Raw genomic sequence first — 24,566 nt, 5'->3', positions numbered from 1 at the left:
CCTGGTCGTCGAGGAAGGACGATCATGCTTTTGAAATCCCGGCGCTGGTCACGGGCACTCGTCGCGGCGGTCACCACCGTCGCGAGTGTGGCCCTGGCCGTGGCCGCAAACTCCCCCGCCGCGCAGGCGGTGGTGATTCCCGCCAGTGACTACCAACAGATCAAACTCGCCACCGGCTCCGCCGAGCTGGGCGAGGCCATGTCCCTCGCCGTCCTGCCCAACCGTTCGGTCCTGCACACCGCCCGCAACGGTGTGCTGCGGGTGACCGACGTGGCCGGCAACACCAAGGTCTCCGGCACCCTGTCCGTCTACACCCACGACGAGGAGGGGTTGCAGGGCGTCGCCGTCGACCCCGGCTTCGCCAGCAACCGGTGGATCTACCTGTACTACTCGCCCACGCTGAGCACCCCGTCCGGGGACGCCCCCACCAGCGGCTCACAGTCCGACTGGGACCGCTGGAAGGGGCACCTGCGGCTGTCCCGGTTCACCCTCAACAGCGACGACACGCTCAACCTCAGCAGCGAGAAGATCGTCCTTCAGGTCGCCAACGACCGCGGGCAGTGCTGCCACGTCGGCGGCGACCTGGACTTCGACGCCGCCGGCAACCTGTACCTGACCACCGGCGACGACACGAACCCGTTCGAGTCGTCCGGCTACTCGCCGCTGGACGAGCGGACCGACCGCAACCCGCAGTTCGACGCCCAGCGCTCGGCGGGCAACACCAACGACCTGCGGGGCAAGGTGCTGCGGATCAAGCCGCAGGCGGACGGGACGTACACCATCCCGTCGGGCAACCTGTTCGCGCCCGGCACGGCCAACACCCGTCCCGAGATCTACGCGATGGGTATGCGCAACCCCTTCCGGATGAGCGTGGACAAGGCGACCGGCGTCGTCTACGTCGGCGACTACGGACCGGACTCCGGGAGCACGAACTCCAGCCGGGGCCCGTCGGGTCAGGTCGAGTTCAACCGGATCACGGCGCCGGGCAACTACGGCTGGCCGTACTGCACCGGCAGCAACACGAGCACGGAAACATACAACGAATACACCTTCCCGTCCGGGCCGTCGCAGTCGAAGTACAACTGCTCGGGCGGGCCGACCAACAACTCGTTCCGCAACACCGGCCTACAGACCCTGCCCGCCGCGAAGCCGGCCTGGATCAAGTACGCCGGTGACTCCGGCTCGCCGTCGGAGTTCGGCAGCGGCTCCGAGTCGCCGATGGCCGGGCCGGTGTACCGGTACGACGCCTCGCTCAACTCCAGCGTCAAGTTCCCGCAGTCGTTGAACGGCCTGTTCTTCGCCGGTGAGTACGGTCGCCGCTGGATCAAGCCCATCGCCATCAACGCCGACGGCTCCCGGGGCGAGATCTCCAGCTTCCCGTGGTCCGGCACGCAGGTCATGGACATGGCCTTCGGTCCGGACGGCGCGCTGTACGTGCTGGACTACGGCACGGGCTCGAACAACCAGGCGCTGTTCCGGATCGAGTACATCGGCGGCGGCAACCGCAACCCCATCGCGGTCGCCTCGGCGAACCCGACGTCCGGGGCCAACCCGTTGACGGTGAACTTCTCCTCGGCGGGCAGCTCCGACCCCGAGGGTGGGGCGCTGAGCTACCTGTGGACGTTCGGTGACGGCACCACGTCGACGGCGGCGAACCCCACCAAGACGTACACCACGAACGGCACCTACTCCCCCACGCTGAGGGTCACCGACCCGACCGGCCTGACCGGTACGGCGAGTCTGGTCATCACCGTGGGCAACACGGCACCGACGGTGACACTCACCTCGCCCGCCGACGGGCAGCTGTTCAACTTCGGTGACACCATCTCGTACCAGATCAGCGTGAGCGACCCGCAGGACGGCACCATCGACTGTTCCAAGGTGAGCCTGACGTACGCGCTGGGCCACGACAGTCACGCCCACCAGATCACCTCGAAGAACGGGTGCAGCGGCTCGATCACCGTGCCGACCGACGGCGAGCACGACTCCGCGGCCAACATCTACGGGGTCTTCGACGCCGCCTACACCGACAACGGCGGGCTGACCACGCACAGCATCAGGACGCTGCAACCGAAGCACCGCCAGGGTGAGCACTTCGGCGGCCAGTCGGGTGTCCAGGCCACCGACCACACCAACGCCGAAGGCGGCCGCACCGCCGGGTTCATCGAGAACAACGACTGGATCTCGTACCAGCCGTACAACCTGTCCAACGCCAACCGCATCACCGTGCGGGCGTCGTCGGCGGGTGCCGGCGGCACGATCGAGGTGCGGGCCGGGTCGGCGACCGGCACGCTGCTGGGCACCGTCACGGTGCCGGTGACCGGCAACTGGGAGACCTTCACCGAGGTGTCCGGCACGATCAGCAACCCGCCCAGCGCGTCGACCACGCTGTACCTGGTGTTCAAGGGCGGGTCCGGCTACCTGTTCGACGTCGACGCGTTCACCTTCGCCACCGGCACCGGCGGCAGCACACCGGTGACCACCCTGCGGGCTCAGGTGAACAACCAGTACGTGTCGGCGGTCGGCAGCACCGCGTTGATCGCCAACAAGGCCAGCGTCGGCAGCACTGAGCAGTTCGACCGGGTGGACGCCGGCAACGGCAACATCGCGCTGCGGTCGCGCGCCAACGGGCTCTACGTGTCGGCCACGAACGCCGGCGCCGGAGCGTTGGTCGCCAACGCCACGGCGGTCGGGTCGTGGGAGACCTTCCAGCTCATCACCAACTCGGATGGGACGGTGGGTCTGCGTGCCACGGTCAACAACCAGATCGTGTGCGCCGAGAACGCCGGGGCCGGATCTCTGATCGCCAACCGCACGTCCGTCGGGGCCTGGGAGAAGTTCTACCTGACCACCGGCTGACACGCGGTGGGCCCGGCCCGTTCGGTGACCGGGCCGGGCCCACCGCACCATCGACTGCCGACGCGCCGCGTCGACGAGGCCGTGTGTCGAAGTCCTCGGTCGAGCCGAGGCGGAGTCCAGGCGGCGGTCCGGCAAGGCGGAGATGCGTTCGGATACCGGTGTTGTATCCGGATGCATCTCCAACGCGGCCGGTCGTCGTCTGGGCCCGCCGCAGGCCGGCCAGGGACTTCGACACACGGCCTAGGTGTCCCCGCCGTCAGGAATCGGCGGGGACCCCGCTGTCGAGTTGCCCGATCACCGGCGCCAGCAGGTCGTTGAGTTCCCGGGCCAGCACCACGACCGCCCGACGCGCCGCGGCGGGGACGTCGTCGTCCGGACCGTCGGGTGTCGGTGGCAGGCCGTCGAGCGGCAGCGGCGCCTCCACCTGGAGCAGCGCCCGCAGATACGGGCGGCGCGTCCGGTCCTGCTCGGCAGGCGTGGTGAACTGGCCGAACAGCTGGGGCCAGTCCTGCCACCCGCGGTCGCGTTGCCACTGCTTGCTCCAGGTCAGCTCGGCGGGCCAGCGGGAGGCCACCGTGACCGCGCACACCATGCCGCCGTCCCACGGGCTGCGTTCGCAGGTCGCCGAGATGATCCGCCGGTGCCACCGGACGAAGCCGGGCGACAGCTCGCTGGCCACCCGCCAGGCTGCCGCGGCGAACGCGACCGGCGCGAAGTCTCCCCAGGTCTCGGCGAAGTCACCGATCCGGCGGAGCACCTCGGCCTCGTACCGGCCGCGGCCGTCGGCGCCGTGCTCACGGTCGAACTGCTCGTCCAGCCAGAAGGCGCGCGGTTCCGGCATCCTCGACCCCGTTCTCGACGATCGCGCCCGCCACGGTCGCGCGTCGGTCACGCACGGATACGGACGCCTCTATCCCACCATGATGCAGAACGGGTGGCCGGCCGGGTCGGCGTACACGCGCAGCGGCTCGTCCGGGTCCTCGATCCGGTCGTAGCGCAGCCGGCCGCCGAGGCGGAGCACCCGCTCGTGCTGGATCAGCAGCTCGTCGACGGAGTCCACGGTCAGGTCCAGGTGGAGCTGTTGTGGCACGTCGTTCTTCGGCCACGTCGTCTCGGGCAGGTTGTCGACCTGCTGGAACGCGATCTGCGGGCCACCGGAAGGGGGCCTCAGCACCAACCAGTCCCGACCGCGCTCGTCGGGCCGACCGTCCGCGGGTGGCTCGTCGCCGGGCCGGTAGACGAAACCCATGAGCTGGCGGTAGAACTCCGCCAACGTCCGCACGTCGGTTCCGTCGAGCACCACGGACGTCAGACGGGGAACGCTCTCCTGGTCAACCATCTCTCGATCACCTCCGGACGCCATTCTGGCCGTGCCACGCTGCCGTCGCATCCGCAGCGGCACCGTACTTGACACGCACCCCGCTGGACAGTGGACGATTCAGCGTGCGGATTCTCGTGGTGGGTGGCAGTGGCCTGATCGGCACGCACGTCGTGGAGGTGCTGCGCGAGCGCGGCCACGCCACGACCTCGGTGGCGCGTACCGCCCAGCCGGGCGTCGACCACCTGCTCGATGTGGGGTCCGCCTCGATCGACGAGCTGCGGTCGGTGCTCGCCGGGCACGACGGCGTCGTGTACGCCACCCGGACCGACGAGCAGCGCCCGTTGCCGAAGCCGATCTACCCGCAGTTCCGGCGCGAGAACGTCGACCCGGTGGTACGCCTGTTCAGCGCCGCCCGCGACGAGGGTCTCACCCGTGGGGTGGTCATGGGCTCGTACTACACGTACTTCGACCGGCGGCATCCGCAGTGGAGGCTCGGGGAGCGGCACACGTACATCCGCTGCCGACTGGAGCAGGCCCTCGAAGGGCGCGCCGCCGCCGGCCCGGGCCTCCCGGTCGCCGTACTCGAACTGCCCTTCGTCTTCGGGCGGGCCGGTGACCGGCTGCCGAACTGGGCCGGTCCGCTGGACCGGTGGGCGCGCTCTCGTACCCCTCTGGTCGCCCCCACCGGCGGGAGCGCCGCGGCCTCGGCGCGCAGCGTGGCCGAGGTCGCGGCCGACGCTCTCCAGGCCGCCAGCGGCGCGGACATCCCGGTCGCCGACGAGAACCTCACCTGGCACGACATGCTCGCGCGCATCGCCGGGGCGGTCGGCCGACCCCGCCGGGTCGGCCGGCTGCCGGCCGGCGCGGCGCGGACGGCGCTGCGACTGGGCGGCGCGGCGCAGGCGCTCGGTCGCAAGGAGTCCGGGATCAACCCCACCTTCCTCGCCGACCTCCTGCTCGCCGACCTGTTCATCGAGCCGACGACCGGCCGTGCGCTGGACGCCGCGCTACGCGAGACCTTCCCCGCCTAGCCGGGCGGACGCGCGAGGTACGCCGTCTTGACGTCGGCCAGGAACCCGCAGGCCCGGTAGAAGGCGTGCGTCGCCGGGTTCCGCGACCCGTCATCAGCATCGCCTTGTAGCAGCCCGCGTCCCAGGCGGCCTGGAGCGTGCCGGCCATGATCTGCCGACCCAGACCGGTACCTCGCCGCGATTCCTCGACGACGACGTTCTCGATCACGGCATACGGCGACGCCGACCCCGGGCCGTCGCCACCTGCTGTAGGTCGGGGTTCGGCTGCCACCCTGCGCCCCTGAATGGGGGATCTTGACAGTCCTCCGACCGAGGGGAACCATCCTTCGTGGATTAGACAACGTTGTCAGTGCCGTGTGCGGCTCCGCCATAGCGGGAGGAAGCATGACGGGTCGCCCCGCCGAGCTTCATGCAGACGGTGCCAACCGAAGGGCTAACACTGTGTCAGACACAAGGGCGCGCCTGGCGTACACCGCCAAGCGCCGAACCCTCGCCGCCGCCACCACCGTGGCGGTGGCGGCGCTGGCGGCGGTCACCGCGGGCACACCCGCCGCGGCCGCTCCGCCCCCGCGCCTGGTCACCGATCCCGCCGCGTACGTCAACCCGCTGATCGGGTCCACGAACCTCGGCAACACCTACCCCGGAGCGGTCCGCCCCTTCGGCATGCTGGCCTGGAGCCCGCAGACCAGCACCGGCAGGCAGACCTCCACCCCCGCGCCCGGCGGCTACGAGTACGGCGCGTCCCGGATCCGCGGCTTCAGCCTCACCCACCTCAACGGGGTCGGCTGCAACGGTGGCGCGGGCGACATTCCGATCATGCCGTTCGTGGGGGACGTCAACTCCTCGCCGTCCGTCGACACCACCGACGCGACGTACGCGAGCAGCTTCTCCCACCAGAACGAGACCGCACGGGCCGGGTACTACCGGGTGGGCCTCGACAGCGGCGCGTCGGCGGAGCTGACCACCACCGCCCGCACCGGATCGGGCCGGTTCGGCTTCCCGGCCAGCCAACCCGCCAGCATGCTGTTCCGTACCTCCAACTCGGAGACCGGCAGCACCGACGCCACCGTACGGGTGGACTCCGCGGCCCGGACCGTCACCGGCTCGGTCACCGCGGGCAACTTCTGCGGTCCGCAGAGCGAGAACAACCGCAGGTCCCTGTACACGCTGCACTTCACCGCCCACTTCGACCAGCCCTTCGCCAAGGTCGGCACGTGGCAGGACGGCACCCTCACGCCGGACGCCACGACGGCGTCCGGCGGCACCGGCCTCGACGCGGGCAGCCCCGCGCCGGGCAAGGGGTCCGGCGCGTACGTCACCTTCGCCGGGGGCACCACGACCGTCGGCGTGAAGGTCGCCATCTCCTACGTCAGCCTGGAGAACGCCGAGGCCAACCTGCGGGCGGAGAACCCGCAGAAGAAGAGCTTCGACGCGGTCCGCTCGGAGGCCACGGCGGCCTGGCAGCGCGAGCTGGGCAAGATCAAGGTCGGCGGCGGCACCGACGACCAGCTGAGCACCTTCTACACGGCCCTGTACCACTCCATGCTCGAACCCACCCTGACCAGTGACGTCGACGGCCGCTACCTCGGCGCCGACGGCACGCCGCACCGGCTCGCCAAGGGCCAGGACGCCCAGTACGGCACCTTCTCCGGCTGGGACCAGTACCGCGCCCAGGTGCAGCTGATGACGCTGGTCAACCCGAAGGCGGGCAGCGACTATGCGCAGTCGTTGTTCAACTACGCCACCCAGCGGGGCGGTGAGTGGGACCGCTGGCTGCTCCAGCACGGCAAGACCAGCGTCATGTCCGGCGACCCGTCGGCCCCGGCAGTCGCCGGCATCCACGCCTTCGGGGGACGGGACTTCGACGTCAAGGGCGCTACCCGCTCGCTGATCACCGCGGCGACGGTGCCGAACGCCAACGACTCCGACAGCGCCGGCTGCAATGTGGCGTGCGTCGGTCAGCGTCCCGCCCTCGACAAGTACCTGGAGCTGGGCTACGTCCCCGCCGACGGCTGCTCCTGCTGGGGCGGCGCGGCCGAGACGATGGAGGACGCGGTCGCCGACTTCGCGCTGGCCGAGCTCGCCGGGCAGGTCGGCGACCACGCGAACGAGCGGGCCTTCCGCAAGCGGTCGGGCACCTGGAGCAACGTCTTCGACCTGACCGCCACCGCGCAGGGCGGCTACCCCCGCTCCCGCAAGGCCGACGGCACCTGGGCGGAGCGCGCCTTCCACCCCGCGACCGAGAACGGGTTCGTCGAGGGCAGCAGTGCCCGCTACACCTGGATGGTCTACTCCGACATCGCCGGACTGGCCCGCGCCATGGGCGGAAACAAGGCGGCCGAGCAGCGCCTCGACGCCTTCTTCCGTACCCCGGCCGGCGCCTTCGACTTCTCGGCCCGCGACCTCACCCGGTACGACCCCACCAACGAACCGGACATGAACGCGCCGTACCTCTACAACTACCTCGGCGCCCCCTACAAGACCCAGGAGACGGTCCGCGCGGTGATGGACCAGCTCTGGGGCAACACCCCCGGCGGCATCCCGGGCAACGACGACGCCGGAACCATGTCGTCGTGGTACGTCTTCTCCGCGCTCGGCATGTACCCGCAGAACCCGAGCCGGGCCGACCTGGTGCTCACCGCGCCGCTCTTTGAGCGCGCGGTGATCGACGCCGGTCGCGGTCGCAGGATCACGGTCAACGCCCCGGACGCCTCGGCCCAGAAGAAGTACATCCAGTCGGTCAAGGTCAACGGCAGGACGTCGACCCGGAGCTGGGTCCCGGACACCCTCGTCACCAAGGGCGGCACGGTCGACGTCGTGCTCGCCGACACGCCGAACACGACGTGGGGCAGCTCCCCCGCCGACGCCCCGCCCTCGTACGGCGACGGCCGGCGGCCGTACCTGACCGGGGCGAGCCCTCAGACGCTGAAGGTGGAGCCGGGCGGCACTGGGACGACGACGTACCGGATCCAGGCATTGACCGAGGCCCCCACCACCGCGCGCTGGAAGGTCAGCGCCCCCGCCGGCCTGACCGTCACGCCCGCGCAGGGTGAGTTCACGCTGACCGGCGACGGCCTGGGCAGCAGGGAGCTCACCGTGTCCGCGCCGGCCGACCTCAAGCCCGGCGCCTACGCCGTGACGGTGACCGCCGCCACCACCTCGGGCACGGCGTTGCCCACCGTCACGATCCCCGTGACGGTCGCCGTGCGGGACAGCGTGCTGTGGAACCTCAACAACAACGGCATCTCGGCCGACGACACCAACCCGCAGGCCAACTTCGACACCGGAGGCTGGAGCTACTCCGCCAAGGCGCTCGAGGCCGCCGGAGTACGGCCGGGATCCACCGTGTCGGTCAACGGATTCGACTTCACCTGGCCGAACGTGGCCCCGGGCGACCCCGACAACATCCTGGTCGGCGGCGGCGGTCAGGTGCTCAGCGTCCAGTCGACCGACGCCGACACGAAGCTGAGCCTGCTGGGCAGCGCCGCGTTCGGTCCCACCACCGGCACGGTGACGCTGACGTACACCGACGGCACGACGCAGCAGGCGACGATCGGCTTCAGCGACTGGACGCTGGGCGGCGGATCGGACCAGCCGTCGTTCGGCAACGCCACGGCGGTGCACACCACGTACCGCGACAAGATGGGCACGGGCATCGAGGCGGTGGCGACGTACGTCTTCGCGACGGCCCCGATCGACCTCCAGCCGGGCAAGCGGCTCGCGAGCCTGACGCTGCCCACCACCGCCGAGGGCGGCGTCATCCACCTCTTCGGAGTGGCGACGGCCTGACGCACGGTCTGAGGGCCTGCTCCGCCACGCGGCGGAGCAGGCCCTCAGAGGTACGCGCCGGCGTCGAGATCCGCGCAACCGGCAGTCGCGCGACCCGCTCAGCGCAGCTCCTCGGCCAGCCCGACGATGATGCCCTCGGGGCCGCGCACGTAGCAGAGCAGGAAGATGTCCTCGAACCGCTGCACCTCCCCGACCAGTTCCGCCCCGTGGCGACGCAGCCGGGCGACCGTGTCCTCGACGTCGTCGACGGCGAACATGATCCGGCGAATGCCGAGGGTGTTCGCCGGCGCGTCCTCCGGCTCGTGACGAACGGCCTTCGGCGCGTGGAACATCGCCAGCTCGACCTTGCCGTGACCGTCCGGGGTCCGCAGCATCGCGACCTCCTGCCGCACGTCGTCGACGCCGATGACACGCTCCACCCAGCGCCCCTCGACCGGCCCCCGTCCCTCCACCTCCATGCCGAGCTCGACGAAGAACGCGATGACCGCGTCGAGGTCCTCGACCACGATGAGGACGTTGTCCATCCGCCGGATCGCCATCCTGGTGCCTCCTGCTCTGGTGCGGTCCCGGTCGCCGCATTCTCCCCTGGGACGGAGCTGCCCGGCCGTTCTCGACACCCGGAGCAGATCGCCTGCCGCCCGGCCCCGGCGCGAGGGCTAAGGGGTGAGGACGATCCGCCCGAAGACCTGGCCGGCGTCCATCTTCTGGTGGGCGGCCACCACCTGCTCCAGAGGCAGCACCTCGTGCACCACCGGGACCAGTTCGCCACGGGTCACCGCGGCGAACTGCTCGCGCCGCACGGCCTGGCGAGCGGGTTCCGGCACTGTCGCGGCGCTGAACGTGGCGAACGACATCGACTTCTGGAATGCGGCCATCAACGTCGCGCCGAAGTCCGCCGGCGGCTGACCCCCGACCGCGCCGACGAGCACGAGGCGACCGTTGGGATTGAGCCTGTCGAAGAACGAGGGCATGCTGTCGCCCGCGACAACGTCGATGATCACGTCGTACCCACCGGGAGCGCCCGGCCCTCCCGCTCCGGAGCGGTCGAGCACGTGGGTTGCGCCAAGGTCACGCAGTCGACGACCACGCTCCGGGGACGAGGTGGTGACCGCGACAGCGCCGGCGCCCTGGCGGGTCGCGAGTTGCACCGTCATGATCCCGATGCTGCCGGCCGCCCCGCGTACCAGGACGGTCTCCCCTTGCCGGAAGTGCGCGTGGGCGAGACCGAAGTGGGCCACGACCCCGGAGCTGCCGAGCGTCACGGCATCGACGACGGAGAGGCCCGCGGGGACGGGCAGCACCTCCGCGATCGGGGCGACCGCGTGCTCGGCGTACCCACCGCCGGTGCCGGTGAACGCCCACACGCGCTGTCCGATCCACGCCCCGTCGACGCCCTCGCCCACGGCGGCCACCGTCCCCGCCACCTCCCCGCCGGGAATGTGACCCTCCTGGAAGCCGTACGCGGCGAGGGCACCGCTTCGGATCATGACATCGACGCCCGCCACACCGACCGCCTCGACGGTGATCATCACCTGCCCCGCAGCCGGGACCGGGTCGGGGATGTCGGTCACCGCCAAGCCCCGAGGGTCACCGAACTCCCTGATCATGATCGCCTTCACGTGTGCCTCTTCTCGAGCCGGACCGCCCTGTGGTGAGCGTGAACGGTAGTGGACGCTGGCGTCCGTTTAGCTAAAATGAGAGCGTGACCGAGCAGTTGACTCGAAACCTGCGGTCGGACGCGCGGGACAACCGGCAGCGGATTCTCGAGGCCGCCCGGGCGATGTTCGCCACCGACGGCATGGACGTGCCGATGCGCGAGATCGCCCGCCGGGCCGGGGTGGGCCCCGCCACCCTCTACCGACGCTTCCCCACCAAGGAGGCGTTGGCCACCGAGGCGTTCGCCGAGCAGATGGACGCCTGCCGGGTCATCATCGACGAAGGGCTCGCCGACCCCGATCCGTGGCGTGGGCTGTGCCTGGTGATCGAGAAGCTCTGCGAGCTGCACGCCCGCGACCGCGGCTACACCACGGCGTTCACCGCCGCGTTCCCGCATGCCGTGGATCTCGCCGCGAAACGCCGAGCGGCCCTCGCCTCACTCGCCGACCTCACGCTGCGGGCCAAGGACACCGGCCGCCTGCGACCCGATTTCGTCCTGGACGACCTCATCCTCATCCTGATGGCCAACGGTGGCCTGCACGCCACCTCCACGGACGCCCGGGTCGCCGCGTCCCGCCGATTCGCCGCGCTCGCCATCAGCGCGTTCCGCGCCTGAAGCGCGTCGTTCTCGACCAGGAGCGGCCCGGTCGCGCTCGCGCGCTGACCCGTACGTCGGCCAGGTTGGCCGCGGCGGCCCGGTGGCTCAGACCGTCGCCGCCGGCGACAACCGCATCTTCTGCCAGTTGCGGAACACGAAGCGGTGCACCGACTTCAACCCGACCCACAGCGCGGGATACAGGGCCCCACGGCCGAACCCGCGTACCGTCACCGTCGTCGTCCGGGTCACCCGAGTGCCGCGCGGCGTGGCGGTCAACTCGAACACGTCCCCGAGCTGATCGACGAAGCGGTGAAAGCCGAGGTCCGTCGACTCCATGTGGAACGCCAACCGGGTCGGCGGCTCCCACGTCGTGATGCGTTGCCGCACCACGCCCTGCTCGGACACGCACTGCCGGGCCGCGCCCACCTCACCCGGGCCCTCGGGCAGGCGGCACGTCGTCGGCCGGGGCGTACCCAGATAGAAGACCGGACACCGGGGCTGCAACTCCAGGCGTGAGTCGCACAGCGCCGGCCACAACACCTCCGGCGGGTGGGGCATCATCCAGCGCGTACGCACGATCATGTCGGTAACGGTAGACCTCGGCATCGGCGGTGCGCTGCCCCGATCCGCCTGTGGAAAGCTGCGGCGGTGACGACGTTCAGCATTCGTACCGCCACCTCGGCTGACGATGATTTCCTGGTCGGCATGCTCGTGCAGGCCGTCAACTGGTTGCCCGAGCGCGACTGGTCCCGCGCCGAGATCCTGGCGAAGCCCGAGCTGGCCCACTACGTCGCCGGCTGGATGCGAACAGGTGACTTCGGGGTCGTCGCGGTGGACCCGGCTGAGCGGCCGATCGGCGCGGCCTGGTGCCGGCACCTGACCGCCGCCGATCCGGGCTACGGTACGTCAGTGACGACGTACCCGAGCTGACCCTCGGCGTGGTGGATTCCTGGCGCAATCGCGGTGTGGGCCGGGCGCTCCTGCGCGCGGTCCTGTCGGTCGCACGGGAGCGCGGCCTACGCGCGGTGTCGTTGAGCGTGGAGCGGGCCAACTTCGCCGCCAAGCTGTACGCCGGCGAGGGCTTCACCACTGTCGAGTCGTTCGACGACGCCGACACGATGGTCGCCCATCTCGCCAATTAGCCCACCCACTCCGCGTTATTCCCTGGTACCTGCCGCGCGGACCGGTGAAGTCCGTAGCAGCCGCCGAATCGGCAGCGTGGTGGTGACCAGGACCAGCGCCGTCGCGCCACCCAGCACCGCGGCCCAGCCCAGCGGTGGGACGTACGGGATCAGCGTGCCGGTGAGCGCATGGACGACCGCGACGAGAGTCATCCCCGCGATCGCCACCCCGAGCGTCAGCGCCGTGCCGATCAGGCCCACCTGTTCGGCGTCGACCATCCGCCGCACCTGCGTCCGGGTCAACCCGGCGAGGCGCAGCACCGCGAGTTCCCGGCCGCGGGCCAACGCGGCCATGATCATGGCGTTGCCGGCCGCCAGGGCCGAGTAACCCACCAGCACGGTGATGAGCAGCTTGTTGAGCCAGGCTGAGAGGGCCAGGTCACGGTTCAACTGCCCGGTCAGGGCGCCGGTGTCGGTCACCTTCCCGAACGCGGCCAGCCGTTGGTCGACGTCCCCGGTGGTACGCACGAGCATCTCGTCGTAGACACCGCGTTCCTGCGGTAGCAGCACGTCGCCAAAGCCGAGCCCGCGGTCGTAGGTCGCCACGAGGCGGGGGTGGACCGGTGTGCCGTCGGCCAGCCAGATCTCGGCCGTCTCGCCGACCTTCCAACCGGAGGACGAGGCCTGCAGGGCCGAGGCGGCGATCGTCCCGTCGGTCAACTCGGTCAGGCTGCCCTCGCGCACCTTCACGTCGATCGTCGACGTGAGCCCGCTCGGGTCGACCGCCCGGGCGACAACCGGCTCAGCACCGTCGAGGAACCGGAGCACCACCGACGTGTTGCGAACGCCGGTCGCCGCCTCGACCCCGGGAATCCGGCGGACCTCGGCCACCGCCGTCGACGAGATGCCCTGCGGCGCGGTCAGCACCCGGTCGGCCAGCATGCCGTCGCGGCTCTGCGTGACGGTCTGCCGCTGCAGGTTGTCCTGAAGAAACCAGATCGAACCGCCGAAGCCGATCGCCAGCACGAGCGCGCTCAGGACGACCGACATCCCGCGTGCGTTGACCCGCAGGTTGGCCGCCGCCAGTTCGCCGGGCGCCCGCCACACCGATCGCAACAGCGGCGACATGAGCCGGGCGGCGAACCCGTTGATCCAGGGCGCGAGCAGCGCGACCGCGAGCACGAGAAGGTAGAGCATGCCGACCGCTGTGGCCAGCGCGGCCGTGCCGGACAGCCCGGCTGCGAAGAACAGTGAGACCACGCCGGCGGCCATCGTGACCAGACCGGAGACGAGCCGGACCCGGGAGCTCCGAGCCGGTTCGACTGCGGCCTCGCCGAGCGCCTCGGCCGGGCGGATGCGGGCGATGCGTCGCGACGCCATCCAGGCCCCGCAGGCCGCCACCAGGACGGTCACCGCGACGGCGGCCGACGCGGCGAGCCCAGCGCCGACGATCGGAAAGTCAGCGGGCAGGAAGCCCCGGGTGACCAGTTGGTGGTGCACCCAGTGGGTGGACCAGAGGCCGGCGGGCACACCGAGCACGGCGGACGCCAGAGCGACGACGACCCCCTCGGCCACCACCAGCAGGCGGGCCTGGCGTGGGGTGGCGGCTACCGCCCGCAGCAGGGCCAGGTCTCGGCGACGATGCCGCACGGACAGGCCGATCGTGCCGGCCACCACGAGGACGATCAGCAGGACCACGTAGCCGCCGAACGCCGAGCCGGCCGCGAGCAGGAACGAGCGAGCCTCGATGGAGTCGGACTGCTCGGCCCAGCCGCGGTCCATCCCGGTGTACGACTCGACGCCGGCCTGCCGGGCGATCCGGTCGATCGCCCCGTACGCGTCGCGGGAAGCCTGAACCTCGACAGCCGACGCGACGCCGCCCTCGGCTCCGACCAACCGGACCTCGGTGACGCCGGGGAGCGCGCGGATCTCATCGGCCAGCCCGACCGGGACGGTGCCTTCGGGCAGCGGCACCCGTGTGGTGGTCGTGTCGCCGAACTCCTTGGTGGTCACGGTCAGTTCCCGATGGGCGACCACCACGTCGGCCGCCGCGAACTGCTCGGGTGCGGGCCGGAACACCCGGGCGGACTGCACGAAGACCGCCAGGGTCAGCAGGATCATGACGCCACCGGCCAGGGCCACCAGGGTGGCGACGGCGGAGGCGGGGCGCTGCCGGAGCAGACGCAACGCGAGACCGGTCATCGGACGGCTCCCGTCATGCGCATGGTGGCCAGCACCTCGGCGATCTTCTCGGCGCCGAGGGGCGGCATGTCACGGACGACGCGACCGTCGGCCAGCACGAGCACGCGGTCGGCGTAGGCGGCGGCGACCGGGTCATGGGTCACCATCACCACCGTCTGGTGGAAGTCGTCGACCGCCGAGCGCAGCAGGGCCAGAACGTCGGCGGCGGACTCGGTGTCGAGCGCGCCGGTCGGCTCGTCGGCGAAGATCACGTCGGGTCGGACCGACAGTGCCCGGGCGATCGCGACCCGCTGCTGCTGGCCGCCGGAGAGCTGGGACGGCCGGCGCGACCGGCGGTCGGCCAACCCGACGCGCTCGATCACCTCGGCCAGCCATCGCGGGTCGGGCCGCTTGCCCGACAGCTTCGAGGGCAACTCGATGTTCTCGTCGACGGTGAGCGCGCCGACCAGGTTGAAGGCCTGGAAGACGAAGCCGATGCGGTCCCGCCGCAGTTCGGTCAGCCTGGTCTCGGAGAGCGTGGACAGCTCGGTGTCGCCGATCCAGACGTGACCCGACGTCGGCCGGTCGAGGCCGGCGGCGATCTGTAGCAGCGTGCTCTTGCCCGAGCCGGACGGGCCCATGACCGCCGTGAACGTGCCGCGGGCGAAGCTCGCGTCAACGCCGGCGAGCGCCACGACCGGCTCCCCGTCCGTGGCGTAGGTCCGGCTGACTCCTTCGACCCGGACCGCGACCATGTCGATCATCACTAGGCCTCTCGGTGTGCGCTTTTCGCTGACACCCAAGACGCTAGGTCGCCCGCCGGCCATGATCGATGAAGCCTGCGGGCATCTTCGGGTACAGCCTGCTGTACCTCGAGCTGGTCAGCGGGCCGTGATCGTCACTCAGGTTGGTAGACGTCGTGCTCGGCGTAGTAGACGACAGCTTCCGGCGCTGTCGGTTGTCGACCACCACGCCATAGCGACCACACCTCGATGGTTGCCCCAGCCCTTGACCCGCCGCGCCGGGGCTACTGCCCGGGCCGCGCACCGTCCGGCGCAACCGACCCGTACACGTGGCGGCGCACCAGGTCGTCCCGTTCCAGGATCACGTCCACGACCTGCCAGAACTCGGCGATCCTCGGGTGACTCAGCCCTTGTTCCCGGGTGAGCTTGCGCCCGAAGATCGCACTGTCGCCGGCAACCTCGCCACCGTTGACAAGCGTCGCGGCAGGGGCCGGGGAGCCGGCCACCGGACCGACCCGGCAGCCGAACGTGATGTGGTCGTCGAAGCGATCCTGACCCCACGTCCCCAAGATGGCGTCGATCCAGGCCTCGTGAACCCCGTTGTGGTGATAGCAGCTCGCGAAGTAGACAGCTATGGCGGTGTCGCCCTCGTAGATGTTGGCCCAGGTCCGGTCTGCCTGCGCGTCGCAGCACTGGCACACGAACTCGCGTACCTGGCGACTGCCCTCATCGATCACGAGATTCACGGCGGGAACACTAGTGGCAACGGCTCTGTTTGTCGCACTTCCGAATGGTCTGAGTCGTACCGTGATGCCGCTAGGGTGTAACGGATGAGCGACTACCTCCAAGTGTCAACGGCCACCGAGACACGCGAGGTCGGCGTACGGCTCGCGGAGGGTGCGGTCGCCGCCCGGCTCGCCGCGAGCGGGCAGGTGATCGGCCCCGTCACCAGTGTCTTCTGGCACCACGGTACGCAGGGCTCGGGCGAGGAGTGGCAGGTGCTGCTCTACACCACGGCAGAGCGATATCCGCAGTTGGAGCGGTTCGTCCTAGACGAGCATCCGTGGACCAACCCGCAGGTCAGTGCGGTTCCGATCGTCCAGGGTTCGACGGAGTACCTGGCGTGGTTGAGTCGTTCCGTCGAGGGCGCGGAGGCATAGCCGCCACGAGGGCCCGAAGATCGGCGACGCACGGCAGCCCGGTGTGCGGCTCCACGCGACGTAGGAAAGCGTCGATTCGCTGCCGTGGCCGGACGGACCCGACCCCGGAGGCAAGGCGGACGGCGCTTGCCGCAGTCTGGCACGCCTGCTCGATCTCGTTCGCGTCGAGATAGGCGTCAGCAAGCCAGGACAGATAAAGCGCCTTGTCGCGGGCCTGCGTGTCGCAGAAGGTCGCCAGAGCGCGCTCCAGCACCGGAATTGCGCGAAGCGGCCGATGGAGCACGGTCTGGCAGCGGCCGGTCATGATCTCGCCTTCTGTGCCGTCCACCCAGTACACCCAGTCCGGCTCGGGCCGGTCGTCGCGCTCGGCAAGAAGAGTCGTACCGGTTCCGAGATGCCGGTCGGCGGCCGGCGCATCGCCGGCGACAGCGGATGCCCAGGCAGCCCGCAGGTGCAGCATCGTCCGTACCCGTGGCGTCGCCGTGGCGCCGGCGGTCTCGCAGGCCGCGCTGGCCACGTCCGCACCCCGATGCCCGGTGGCAAGTTGCTGGTAAGCAAGGAATGCCATCCCGTTCGCCGTCAGCGAGTTGTCGTCGGCCTCCCGTGCGGCGGCAAGGCTGATCCGGAACTTGCCATCCGCGTCCGGATGGTCACCCGCGTCGAACGCCGCCCAACCGGCCAACTGCGCTTGCTCGGCGAGGACCGTCAGTAGTCGCCGGCCCGTGCGCGCCGCGTACACGCCGTTTTGGATCAGTCGCGTTGTCGTCTCCATCTCGGCCGCGTACATCTGACGGGTGTCAGCGCCGCCGAGATAGTTGTCGAGCCGGCGTAATCTCGCCGTGCGCTCAGCCAGCTGCCCAGGCGTGCCACTCCCGACCTGTCGACCGCGCGCGAGCAGGGTCTGTGGGAGCGCGGCGCTAAGGCCGGCAGCGGCGACGAAATCACGACGGCGGATGCCCTGACGCGTTGCAGCCAGTGCGGCCAGCTCACCCCCGGCGCGAAGAGCCTCGTCGACGTGTCGGGCGACCTGAGCGGTGGGCGGCTTCGCGCCGGTCTCCAGCTCGTGCAGGTATGACTTGCCGTAGTACGTGAGCTTCGCGAGCTCACGCAACGACACACCACGCTGCCCGCGAAGCTGACGCATGCGCTCCGAAAACGACGCTTCAGTCATCGCGATCACCTCAAGTCGACTGGTGGCAGCTCCCTTACCCTGCGGGTCAAGGATTGCCATCCGTCACGCTAGCGCTGCCGACTGTCGCCGTCACGTCTGAACTATTGGCAGCGCCGTCCGCGGACGGGCGGAGGCACCCGTATACCTGAGCCGTTACTTGGCGTCGTATTGATTCAGCCGATTGGCACAGTCGTTCAAACTTGACGAGATGTCCCGTGACCTGGGCTTGAAGGCTACTTCGTCCTCGGACGCTGGACTGTGGAAGTTCAGCGGCGACCCGGCCGGCCTTGTCGCGTGACTGCCGACCGGGTGCCACGCGCCGTTCAGGAGGCGCAGGTGTTGAGCATGCTCTGTAGCGCGGACTTCTCCGAGGACTGCAGGGTGAGGCTCCAGTTGTACTTCACGGTGATCCACATTTTGCTGTAGGTGCACCGGTACGACGACAGCGGCGGCTGCCAGGTGGAGGGGTCCTGGTCACCCTTGGCCTGGTTGACGTTGTCCGTGACCGCGATCAGTTGTGGGCGGCTGAGGTCGTTGGCGAAGCTCTGCCGGCGGCTGGTCGTCCACGAGTTGGCACCGGAGCGCCACGCTTCGGCAAGCGGCACGACGTGGTCGATGTCGACGTCGGAGGCCGCCGTCCAGGTCGCTCCGTCGTACGGGCTGTACCAGCGGCCCGAGGTGGCCGCACAGGAGCTGTCGACGACCACAGAGGTGCCGTCGCGCTTGAGGACCTGCTCCCGAGTGTTGCAGCTGCCGCTGATCGTGATCCAGTGGGGGAACAGGTCACGGGAGTAGCCGCTGGTCGAGCCTTGTGACGCCACGGTCAGGGCGTTGAGCTGTGACTGCGCCGTCGCTTTCGACGGGATTCCGGGGGGCGTGGCCGAAGCGGGCTGCGCGTTCACGACGGCCAGGCAGGTCGCCGCGAGGGCGACGACCGCGAGGACGGCGGCGCGGTGCATTGCATGCGGGAAGGACGTGGCAGAGGGCGCGATCGGCATGGGCGGCAGCCTTTCGTCAGGGGATGGACTGCAACCGTCCCCAACGATCATGTCGATCGAAGGCCATATCCGTAACGGATGCCGGTCCGGTCATCGACCATTGGGCATCCCCGGCGTCCACACTCCGCTTGACCGCCGTCAATTCGTAGACCAGGTCGTAGCTCACGACGATGGGCCGTGGCCACCGACCGTTACTTGGCGTTGAAGTAGCTCGCCTCCGGGTGGTGGACCACGATGGCGTCGGTGGCCTGCTCCGGCATGAGCTGGAACTCCTCCGACAGCTCGACGCCGATCCGCTCGGCGCCCAACAGGTCCACGATCTTCGCCCGGTCCTCCAGGTCGGGGCAGGCCGGGTAGCCGAACGCGTACCGGCAGCCCCGGTAGTCGTTGCGCAGGATGCCGGCCAGGTCCTGCGGGTCGTCGTGCCCCAGCGGACGCCCGTCGGGCAGGGTCAGCTCGGCGCGTACGCGTCGGTGCCAGTACTCGGCGAGGGCCTCGGTGAGCTGCACGGAGAGCCCGTGCACCTCCAGGTAGTCGCGGTACTCGTTGCGGGCGAACAGCTTCGCCGCGTACTCACTCACGGGTTGCCCGACCGTGACCAGTTGCAGCGCGACCACATCGAGCTGGTCGCCCTTGGGCCGGAAGAAGTCCGCGAGGCAGAGCCGTCGCTCCTGGCGCTGGCGGGGGAACGAGAACCGGGCGCGCTCCGCGTGCCCGTTCTCGTCGAGCACCACCAGATCATTTCCTTCGGAGTACGCGGGGAAGTAGCCGTACACCACGGCTGCCTCAAGGACCTGGTCGGCGATCAGCCGGTCCAGCCAGTACCGCAGACGCGGCCGACCCTCGGTCTCGACCAGCTCGTCGTAGGAGGGGCCGTTGCCGCCCCGGGCGCCGTTGAGCCCCCACTGCCCGCGGAACGTGGCCCGCTCGTCGAGCAGCGCCGCGTAGTCCGCCATCGGAACGCCCTTGACGACACGCGTGCCGAAGAACGGCGGGGTGGGCACCTCCACGTCGACGGCCACGTCGGAGCGGACCGAGGAGTCGTGCAGCTCCGGCAGCGACTCGGTGACAAGCGTGCGCTGCCGCTCGCGACGGGCGCGACGGGTGGCGAGCGCCGCCTCGCGCTCCGGGTCGACGACCGGCGCGCCGCCGCGCTTCGCGGTCATCACGCGGTCCATGAGGGACAGCCCCTCGAACGCGTCGCGGGCGTAGTGCACCTGCCCGGGGTACGTCGACCGAAGGTCGTCCTCCACGTACGACCGGGTCAGCGCCGCCCCACCGAGCAGGACCGGCCAACGCTCGGCGACCCCGCGGGTGGCCATCTCGGCCAGGTTCTCCTTCATGATGACCGTGCTCTTGACCAGCAGCCCGGACATGCCGATCGCGTCGGCGCGGTGCTGCTCGGCGGCGTCGAGGATCGCGCTGATCGGCTGCTTGATGCCGATGTTGACGACCTCGTAGCCGTTGTTGGACAGGATGATGTCGACCAGGTTCTTGCCGATGTCGTGCACGTCCCCGCGCACGGTGGCCAGCACGATGCGGCCCTTGCCGCCGTCCTCGGTGGCCTCCATGTGCGGCTCCAGGTACGCCACGGCGGTCTTCATCACCTCGGCGGACTGGAGCACGAACGGCAGCTGCATCTGCCCGGAGCCGAACAGCTCGCCGACGACCTTCATGCCGTCCAGGAGGATGTCGTTGATGATCGACAACGGGGACCGACCGCCGGCCATCGCCTCGTCCAGGTCGGCCTCCAGGCCGTTGCGCTCACCGTCGACGATGCGCCGCTTGAGCCGCTCGTCCAGCGGCAGCGCCGCCAACTCCTGGGCGCGGGTGGCCCGGGCGCTCGTCACGTCGACGCCCTCGAACAGCTCCAGGAAGCGCTGCACCGGGTCGTACCCGTCGCGCCGCCGGTCGTAGACCAGGTCGAGCGCGACCTCGCGCTGCTCGTCGGGGATCTTCGACATCGGCAGGATCTTGCTGGCGTGCACGATCGCCGAGCTCAGACCGGCCTGGACGCACTCGTGCAGGAACACCGAGTTGAGCACCTGCCGGGCGGCCGGGTTGAGGCCGAAGGAGATGTTCGAGATGCCCAGGGTGAAGTTGACCCCCGGGTACCGCTGGGCGATCTCCCGGATCGCCTCGATCGTCTCGATGCCGTCGCGGCGGGTCTCCTCCTGCCCGGTGGCGATCGGAAAGGTGAGCGCGTCGATGAGGATGTCGGCGCGGTCCATCCCCCACCGGCCGGTCAGGTCGTCGATGAGCCGCGTGGCGACCCGGACCTTCCACTCCTTCGTCCGCGCCTGCCCCTCCTCGTCGATGAGCAGCGCCACCACCGCCGCGCCGTGCTCGCGCACAATGGGCATGACCCGGGCGTACCGGGAGTCGGGGCCGTCGCCGTCCTCGAAGTTCACCGAGTTGACCACGCAGCGGCCACCGAGCATCTCCAGGCCGGCCTCGACGACGGCCGGCTCGGTGGAGTCCAGCATGATCGGCAGCGTCGAGGCGGTGGCGAACCGGCCGGCCAGCTCGCGCATGTCCCGCGTGCCGTCGCGCCCGACGTAGTCGACGCACAGGTCGAGCAGGTGCGAGCCGTCGCGCGCCTGACTGCGGGCGATCTCGACACACGCGCGCCAGTCGGCGGCGAGCATGGCCTCCCGGAACGCCTTGGAGCCGTTGGCGTTGGTGCGCTCCCCCACCATCAGCACCGAGGCGTCCTGCGCGAACGGCACCGGGTGGTAGACCGACGAGACACCCGCCTCGTGGCGGGGCTCGCGCCCGGCCGCGGTGACGCCGTGCAGCCGCTCGGACAGCACCCGGATGTGCTCCGGAGTGGTGCCGCAGCAGCCGCCGATCAGCCCCACGCCGTACTCGGAGACGAACCGTTCCAGGGCCTCGGCCAGCTCCACGGGAGTCAGCGGGAAGTACGCGCCGTCGGCCGTCAGCACCGGCAGGCCGGCGTTCGGCATCACCGACAGCGGGATCCGGGAGTGCTGCGACAGGTAGCGCAGGTGCTCGCTCATCTCGGCCGGGCCGGTCGAGCAGTTCAGCCCGATCAGGTCCACCCCGAGCGGCTCGATCGCCGCCAGGGCCGCGCCGATCTCGCTGCCCACCAGCATCGTGCCGGTCGTCTCCACGGACACGTGACAGATGATCGGGACCTGCTGGCCCAGCTCGGCCATCGCCCGCTTCGACCCGACGATCGCCGCCTTGACCTGCAACAGGTCCTGGCAGGTCTCGATGATCAACGCGTCCGCGCCGCCGGCGATCAGGCCGGCCGCGTTCTCCTGGTACGCGTCGCGCAGGGTCGCGTAGCCGGCGTGCCCGAGGGTGGGCAGCTTGGTGCCCGGGCCGATCGAGCCGAGCACGAAGCGGGGCCGCTCCGGCGTACTGGCCGCGTCGGCGGCCTCCCGGGCGATCCGCGCGCCCGCCTCGGACAGCTCGCGGATGCGCTGCGGGATGTCGTACTCGCCGAGGTTGGCCAGGTTCGCGCCGAACGTGTTGGTCTCCACGCAGTCCGCGCCGGCGGCCAGGTACGCGTCGTGCACGCCCCGCACCACGTCCGGGCGGGTGACGTTGAGGATCTCGTTGCACCCCTCGAGGCCGTCGAAGTCGTCGAGCGTGAGGTCGGCGGCCTGCAACATGGTGCCCATCGCCCCGTCGGCGATGAGGATCCGATCGGCCAGCACATCCAGCAACGAAGTCCGCACCCGTTCAGGTTAGTGCGGTCCCCGCGGAAGCCGAGCGCCCTCCGCGCCCGATCCCATATTGTGTCAGCCGGATCACGCTGTCCGGTTCGCGGCCGTATGCCGGGTCGTGGAGCGGGCGGACCGGCGCGGCCGACAAGCCGCATCCCTGCCCGACACGTAGGCTGGCGGACGTGAAGGAGAACAGGGACGCCATCGTGCACCACGGTCCGACAACCGGGCGCGGTCCCGATGCCGGCCGCGACGAGCAGGGTGAGGTGACGGCGTGACCGAGTTCGACGGACTGCCGGTACTGCGGTCCCCCGTGGCCATCGCCGCCTTCGAGGGCTGGAACGACGCCGCCGACGCGTCCACCGCCGCCGTCGAGCACCTGGAACAGGTCTGGAACGCCCGGCAGATCACCGAACTGGACCCGGAGGACTTCTACGACTTCCAGGTCAGCCGGCCGACCATCACCATGGCCGACGGGGAGACCCGCCGGGTGGAGTGGCCGACGACGCGGTTCATGGTGGCGAGCCCCGAGGGCACCGACCGCGACGTGGTGCTGATCCGGGGCATCGAGCCGAGCATGCGCTGGCGGACGTTCTGCGAGCAGGTCCTGGAGATCTGCCACAGCCTGGAGGTGGAGCGGGTCGTGCTGCTCGGCGCGTTGCTGGCCGACGTGCCGTACACCCGGCCGCTGCCGATCAGCGGCAGCGCCTCCGACGCCCAGGCCGCCGAGCGCTACCAGCTCACCCCGACCCGCTACGACGGGCCGACGGGCATCGTCGGCGTGCTGCACGACGCGTGCGCCCGCGCCGAGGTCGACGCCGTCTCGTTCTGGGTGCACGTGCCGCACTACGCCAACAACCCGCCCTGCCCCAAGGCCACCCTCGCCCTGCTGCACCGGGTCGAGGAGGTCGTCGACCTGCCGGTGCCGATGGCCGACCTGGCCGAGGAGTCCGCCGAGTGGGAGCAGCGGGTACGCAGCGCCGCCGAGCAGGACGCCGAGCTGGGCGAGTACGTCCGTGAGCTGGAGGAACGCGTCGGCGACGAGGGCATCACCCCGTTGACCGGTGACGAGATCGCCCAGGAGTTCGAGAAGTACCTGCGGCGTCGGGGCGGTTCGGCCGGCCCTACCGCCGGCTCCTGGTAGCTGCTCTTCCGTACGGGCCCTCGAACCTCTTCTGGTTCGGGGGCCCGTACCTGTGTTCGGAGCCCGTTTCCGCGTGTCCGGGGTGGCGCCGTCACAACCGCTAGGGCATCCTAGGAACCTAGATGTGATCAAGGAGGCGGGTGTGCAGATCAACCCCGGCGCCGCCGAGTTTCCCCACCGGCAGATCGCCGCGCAGCTCAAGGCCCAGGTCCGCCGCGGCGACTGGGGGCCGGGCGAACGACTGCCGTCCATCCCGGCCATCGCCGAGATGTTCGGCGTCGCGAAGCAGACCGTGCAACGCGCCGTCGACCAACTGCGGGTCGAGGGCATCCTGATCACCAAACCCGGCTCCGGTACGTACGTCCGGGGCACCCGGCGTCGACTGAACCGCCTCTCCCGGGGCCGGTACGGCGGGTTCCGCGGCTACCACACCGACCTCGCCGCCCGGTACCGCCAGCAACTCGTCTCCGTCGGCCTCTCCCCCGCACCCGCCGAGGTCGCCGACGCGTTCGGCGTCTCCGACGGCACCAACCTGCTCTGCCGTCGCCACCTCGTCCGCACCGACGACTCCCCCGTCGAGGTCGGCGCCTCCTGGTTCCTCCCCCGCGACACCGACGGCACCTCGCTGGAGCGCGCCGAGGCGTTCGGCCGGCCGCTCTACCAGGAGGCCGAGGAGGCCACCGGCCGCCGGTACGCCTCTGCCACCGACACGATCAGCGCCCGCCAGCCCAGTCGGGAGGAGGCCGAGACGCTCCAGATCCGGCCGGACACCCCGGTGCTGCACCTGCTGCACGTCGCGTACGACAGTCACCGCAAGCCCATCGAGGTCGCCCAGGCCACCTGGCCCGGCCCGATGACCACCCTCACCGAGGAGTACAAGATCCCCGGCCCCACCGCAGACCCCGACCCCGACCCCGGCCTGGTCCTGGGCTAACCCCGCCCCGCCCCAGCCCAGCCCGCCCGGCCCAGCCCCGCCCGGCCCAGCCCGGCCCGGCCCGGCCCGGCCCAGCCCGGCCCAGCCCCGCCCAGCCCCAGCCCCAGCCCCAGCCCCGCCCCGCCCCGCCCCGCCCCGCCCCGCCCCGCCCCGCCCCGCCCCGCC

21 protein-coding genes are annotated in these 24,566 nt (G+C 70.6%); 9 read left to right on the top strand and 12 right to left on the bottom strand.

All coding sequences use genetic code 11. The features are described 5' to 3' along the window. The first annotated feature begins 24 nt into the window (after positions 1 to 24). Positions 25 to 2,859: a PQQ-dependent sugar dehydrogenase gene (locus ACQPZK_RS14225; protein ID WP_433538748.1), complete on the top strand. Its 2,835-nt coding sequence runs from the start codon at positions 25 to 27 to the stop codon at positions 2,857 to 2,859. A 256-nt stretch (positions 2,860 to 3,115) separates the two neighbouring features. On the opposite strand, the gene ACQPZK_RS14220 is transcribed toward ACQPZK_RS14225, so the two are convergent. Together ACQPZK_RS14220 and ACQPZK_RS14215 are read right to left on the bottom strand one after the other, a co-directional pair. Then, positions 3,116 to 3,700, bottom strand: a complete 585-nt coding sequence (locus tag ACQPZK_RS14220) for a hypothetical protein (protein ID WP_433538747.1) — start codon at positions 3,698 to 3,700, stop codon at positions 3,116 to 3,118. Positions 3,701 to 3,769: 69 nt separating this feature from the next. Further along, on the bottom strand, positions 3,770 to 4,198 hold the full coding sequence (locus ACQPZK_RS14215; RefSeq protein ID WP_433538746.1) for a VOC family protein: 429 nt from the start codon (positions 4,196 to 4,198) through the stop codon (positions 3,770 to 3,772). Positions 4,199 to 4,302: 104 nt separating this feature from the next. Between ACQPZK_RS14215 and ACQPZK_RS14210 the strand changes: the two genes are divergently transcribed. Then, positions 4,303 to 5,211: an NAD-dependent epimerase/dehydratase family protein gene (locus ACQPZK_RS14210; RefSeq protein ID WP_433538745.1), complete on the top strand. Its 909-nt coding sequence runs from the start codon at positions 4,303 to 4,305 to the stop codon at positions 5,209 to 5,211. Here the strand turns inward: ACQPZK_RS14210 and ACQPZK_RS14205 are convergent. After that, positions 5,150 to 5,419 (bottom strand): GNAT family N-acetyltransferase, encoded by a 270-nt coding sequence (locus tag ACQPZK_RS14205; RefSeq protein WP_433538744.1) that lies wholly within the window; start codon positions 5,417 to 5,419, stop codon positions 5,150 to 5,152. The genes ACQPZK_RS14210 and ACQPZK_RS14205 overlap by 62 nt on opposite strands. Before the next feature lie 233 nt (positions 5,420 to 5,652). On the opposite strand from ACQPZK_RS14205, the gene ACQPZK_RS14200 reads away from it, so the two are divergent. After that, on the top strand, positions 5,653 to 9,000 hold the full coding sequence (locus ACQPZK_RS14200; RefSeq protein WP_433538743.1) for a GH92 family glycosyl hydrolase: 3,348 nt from the start codon (positions 5,653 to 5,655) through the stop codon (positions 8,998 to 9,000). Positions 9,001 to 9,098: 98 nt separating this feature from the next. Here ACQPZK_RS14200 and ACQPZK_RS14195 read toward each other — a convergent pair whose 3' ends face one another. Together ACQPZK_RS14195 and ACQPZK_RS14190 are read right to left on the bottom strand one after the other, a co-directional pair. Further along, the gene (locus ACQPZK_RS14195; RefSeq protein ID WP_433538742.1) at positions 9,099 to 9,539 is read right to left on the bottom strand and encodes a VOC family protein; all 441 of its coding nucleotides are present in this window, start codon (positions 9,537 to 9,539) and stop codon (positions 9,099 to 9,101) included. A gap of 117 nt (positions 9,540 to 9,656) precedes the next feature. Continuing rightward, positions 9,657 to 10,619, bottom strand: a complete 963-nt coding sequence (locus tag ACQPZK_RS14190; protein ID WP_433538741.1) for a zinc-dependent alcohol dehydrogenase family protein — start codon at positions 10,617 to 10,619, stop codon at positions 9,657 to 9,659. Between the two features lie 83 nt (positions 10,620 to 10,702). Between ACQPZK_RS14190 and ACQPZK_RS14185 the strand changes: the two genes are divergently transcribed. Then, a complete protein-coding gene (locus ACQPZK_RS14185) occupies positions 10,703 to 11,272 on the top strand; it encodes a TetR/AcrR family transcriptional regulator (protein ID WP_433538740.1) in 570 nt (189 codons plus the stop codon). An 87-nt stretch (positions 11,273 to 11,359) separates the two neighbouring features. Here the strand turns inward: ACQPZK_RS14185 and ACQPZK_RS14180 are convergent, their stop codons facing one another. Continuing rightward, complete coding sequence (locus ACQPZK_RS14180) at positions 11,360 to 11,836, bottom strand: SRPBCC family protein (protein WP_433538739.1); 477 nt, start codon at positions 11,834 to 11,836, stop codon at positions 11,360 to 11,362. A gap of 66 nt (positions 11,837 to 11,902) precedes the next feature. Between ACQPZK_RS14180 and ACQPZK_RS14175 the strand changes: the two genes are divergently transcribed. Next, positions 11,903 to 12,184: a hypothetical protein gene (locus ACQPZK_RS14175; protein WP_433538738.1), complete on the top strand. Its 282-nt coding sequence runs from the start codon at positions 11,903 to 11,905 to the stop codon at positions 12,182 to 12,184. A gap of 11 nt (positions 12,185 to 12,195) precedes the next feature. Continuing rightward, on the top strand, positions 12,196 to 12,396 hold the full coding sequence (locus tag ACQPZK_RS14170) for a GNAT family N-acetyltransferase (RefSeq protein WP_433538737.1): 201 nt from the start codon (positions 12,196 to 12,198) through the stop codon (positions 12,394 to 12,396). Positions 12,397 to 12,411: 15 nt separating this feature from the next. Here the strand turns inward: ACQPZK_RS14170 and ACQPZK_RS14165 are convergent, their stop codons facing one another. From ACQPZK_RS14165 to ACQPZK_RS14155, 3 genes are all read right to left on the bottom strand, one after another. Further along, on the bottom strand, positions 12,412 to 14,577 hold the full coding sequence (locus ACQPZK_RS14165) for an FtsX-like permease family protein (protein ID WP_433538736.1): 2,166 nt from the start codon (positions 14,575 to 14,577) through the stop codon (positions 12,412 to 12,414). Then, positions 14,574 to 15,311 (bottom strand): ABC transporter ATP-binding protein, encoded by a 738-nt coding sequence (locus tag ACQPZK_RS14160; RefSeq protein ID WP_433539206.1) that lies wholly within the window; start codon positions 15,309 to 15,311, stop codon positions 14,574 to 14,576. The genes ACQPZK_RS14165 and ACQPZK_RS14160 overlap by 4 nt, the downstream gene beginning before the upstream one ends. A gap of 272 nt (positions 15,312 to 15,583) precedes the next feature. Then, the gene (locus ACQPZK_RS14155) at positions 15,584 to 16,045 is read right to left on the bottom strand and encodes a hypothetical protein (protein WP_433538735.1); all 462 of its coding nucleotides are present in this window, start codon (positions 16,043 to 16,045) and stop codon (positions 15,584 to 15,586) included. An 84-nt stretch (positions 16,046 to 16,129) separates the two neighbouring features. On the opposite strand from ACQPZK_RS14155, the gene cutA reads away from it, so the two are divergent. Beyond that, positions 16,130 to 16,459, top strand: coding sequence for a divalent-cation tolerance protein CutA (gene cutA / locus ACQPZK_RS14150; RefSeq protein WP_433538734.1), 330 nt, complete (start codon positions 16,130 to 16,132; stop codon positions 16,457 to 16,459). Here the strand turns inward: cutA and ACQPZK_RS14145 are convergent. From ACQPZK_RS14145 to metH, 3 genes are all read right to left on the bottom strand, one after another. Beyond that, positions 16,380 to 17,630 (bottom strand): helix-turn-helix domain-containing protein, encoded by a 1,251-nt coding sequence (locus tag ACQPZK_RS14145; protein WP_433538733.1) that lies wholly within the window; start codon positions 17,628 to 17,630, stop codon positions 16,380 to 16,382. The genes cutA and ACQPZK_RS14145 overlap by 80 nt on opposite strands. A gap of 323 nt (positions 17,631 to 17,953) precedes the next feature. Beyond that, positions 17,954 to 18,628, bottom strand: coding sequence for an HNH endonuclease family protein (locus ACQPZK_RS14140; protein ID WP_433538732.1), 675 nt, complete (start codon positions 18,626 to 18,628; stop codon positions 17,954 to 17,956). Between the two features lie 191 nt (positions 18,629 to 18,819). Continuing rightward, on the bottom strand, positions 18,820 to 22,335 hold the full coding sequence (gene metH / locus ACQPZK_RS14135) for a methionine synthase (protein ID WP_433538731.1): 3,516 nt from the start codon (positions 22,333 to 22,335) through the stop codon (positions 18,820 to 18,822). 262 nt (positions 22,336 to 22,597) lie between these two features. Here metH and ACQPZK_RS14130 point away from each other — a divergent pair, with 262 nt between their 5' ends. Beyond that, the gene (locus tag ACQPZK_RS14130; RefSeq protein WP_269678735.1) at positions 22,598 to 23,467 is read left to right on the top strand and encodes a PAC2 family protein; all 870 of its coding nucleotides are present in this window, start codon (positions 22,598 to 22,600) and stop codon (positions 23,465 to 23,467) included. Between the two features lie 142 nt (positions 23,468 to 23,609). After that, complete coding sequence (locus ACQPZK_RS14125) at positions 23,610 to 24,401, top strand: GntR family transcriptional regulator (RefSeq protein WP_433538730.1); 792 nt, start codon at positions 23,610 to 23,612, stop codon at positions 24,399 to 24,401. Positions 24,402 to 24,566: the final 165 nt, after the last annotated feature.

Origin of the sequence: Micromonospora sp. CA-249363, assembly GCF_050950185.1 — a bacterium.
In the GTDB taxonomy this organism is placed as follows: Bacteria; Actinomycetota; Actinomycetes; order Mycobacteriales; family Micromonosporaceae; genus Micromonospora.
The sequence above is the reverse complement of the archived record's forward strand: the minus strand, read 5'-3'. Positions and strand labels throughout refer to the sequence as shown.

Coding starts and splice junctions, on each gene's coding strand:
- ACQPZK_RS14225 (WP_433538748.1), top strand. CDS start 25: ATGCTTTTGAAATCCCGGCGCTGGTCACGGGCACTCGTCGCGGCGGTC.
- ACQPZK_RS14220 (WP_433538747.1), bottom strand. CDS start 3,700: ATGCCGGAACCGCGCGCCTTCTGGCTGGACGAGCAGTTCGACCGTGAG.
- ACQPZK_RS14215 (WP_433538746.1), bottom strand. CDS start 4,198: ATGGTTGACCAGGAGAGCGTTCCCCGTCTGACGTCCGTGGTGCTCGAC.
- ACQPZK_RS14195 (WP_433538742.1), bottom strand. CDS start 9,539: ATGGCGATCCGGCGGATGGACAACGTCCTCATCGTGGTCGAGGACCTC.
- ACQPZK_RS14180 (WP_433538739.1), bottom strand. CDS start 11,836: ATGATCGTGCGTACGCGCTGGATGATGCCCCACCCGCCGGAGGTGTTG.
- ACQPZK_RS14165 (WP_433538736.1), bottom strand. CDS start 14,577: ATGACCGGTCTCGCGTTGCGTCTGCTCCGGCAGCGCCCCGCCTCCGCC.
- ACQPZK_RS14160 (WP_433539206.1), bottom strand. CDS start 15,311: ATGGTCGCGGTCCGGGTCGAAGGAGTCAGCCGGACCTACGCCACGGAC.
- cutA (WP_433538734.1), top strand. CDS start 16,130: ATGAGCGACTACCTCCAAGTGTCAACGGCCACCGAGACACGCGAGGTC.
- ACQPZK_RS14145 (WP_433538733.1), bottom strand. CDS start 17,630: ATGACTGAAGCGTCGTTTTCGGAGCGCATGCGTCAGCTTCGCGGGCAG.
- ACQPZK_RS14140 (WP_433538732.1), bottom strand. CDS start 18,628: ATGCCGATCGCGCCCTCTGCCACGTCCTTCCCGCATGCAATGCACCGC.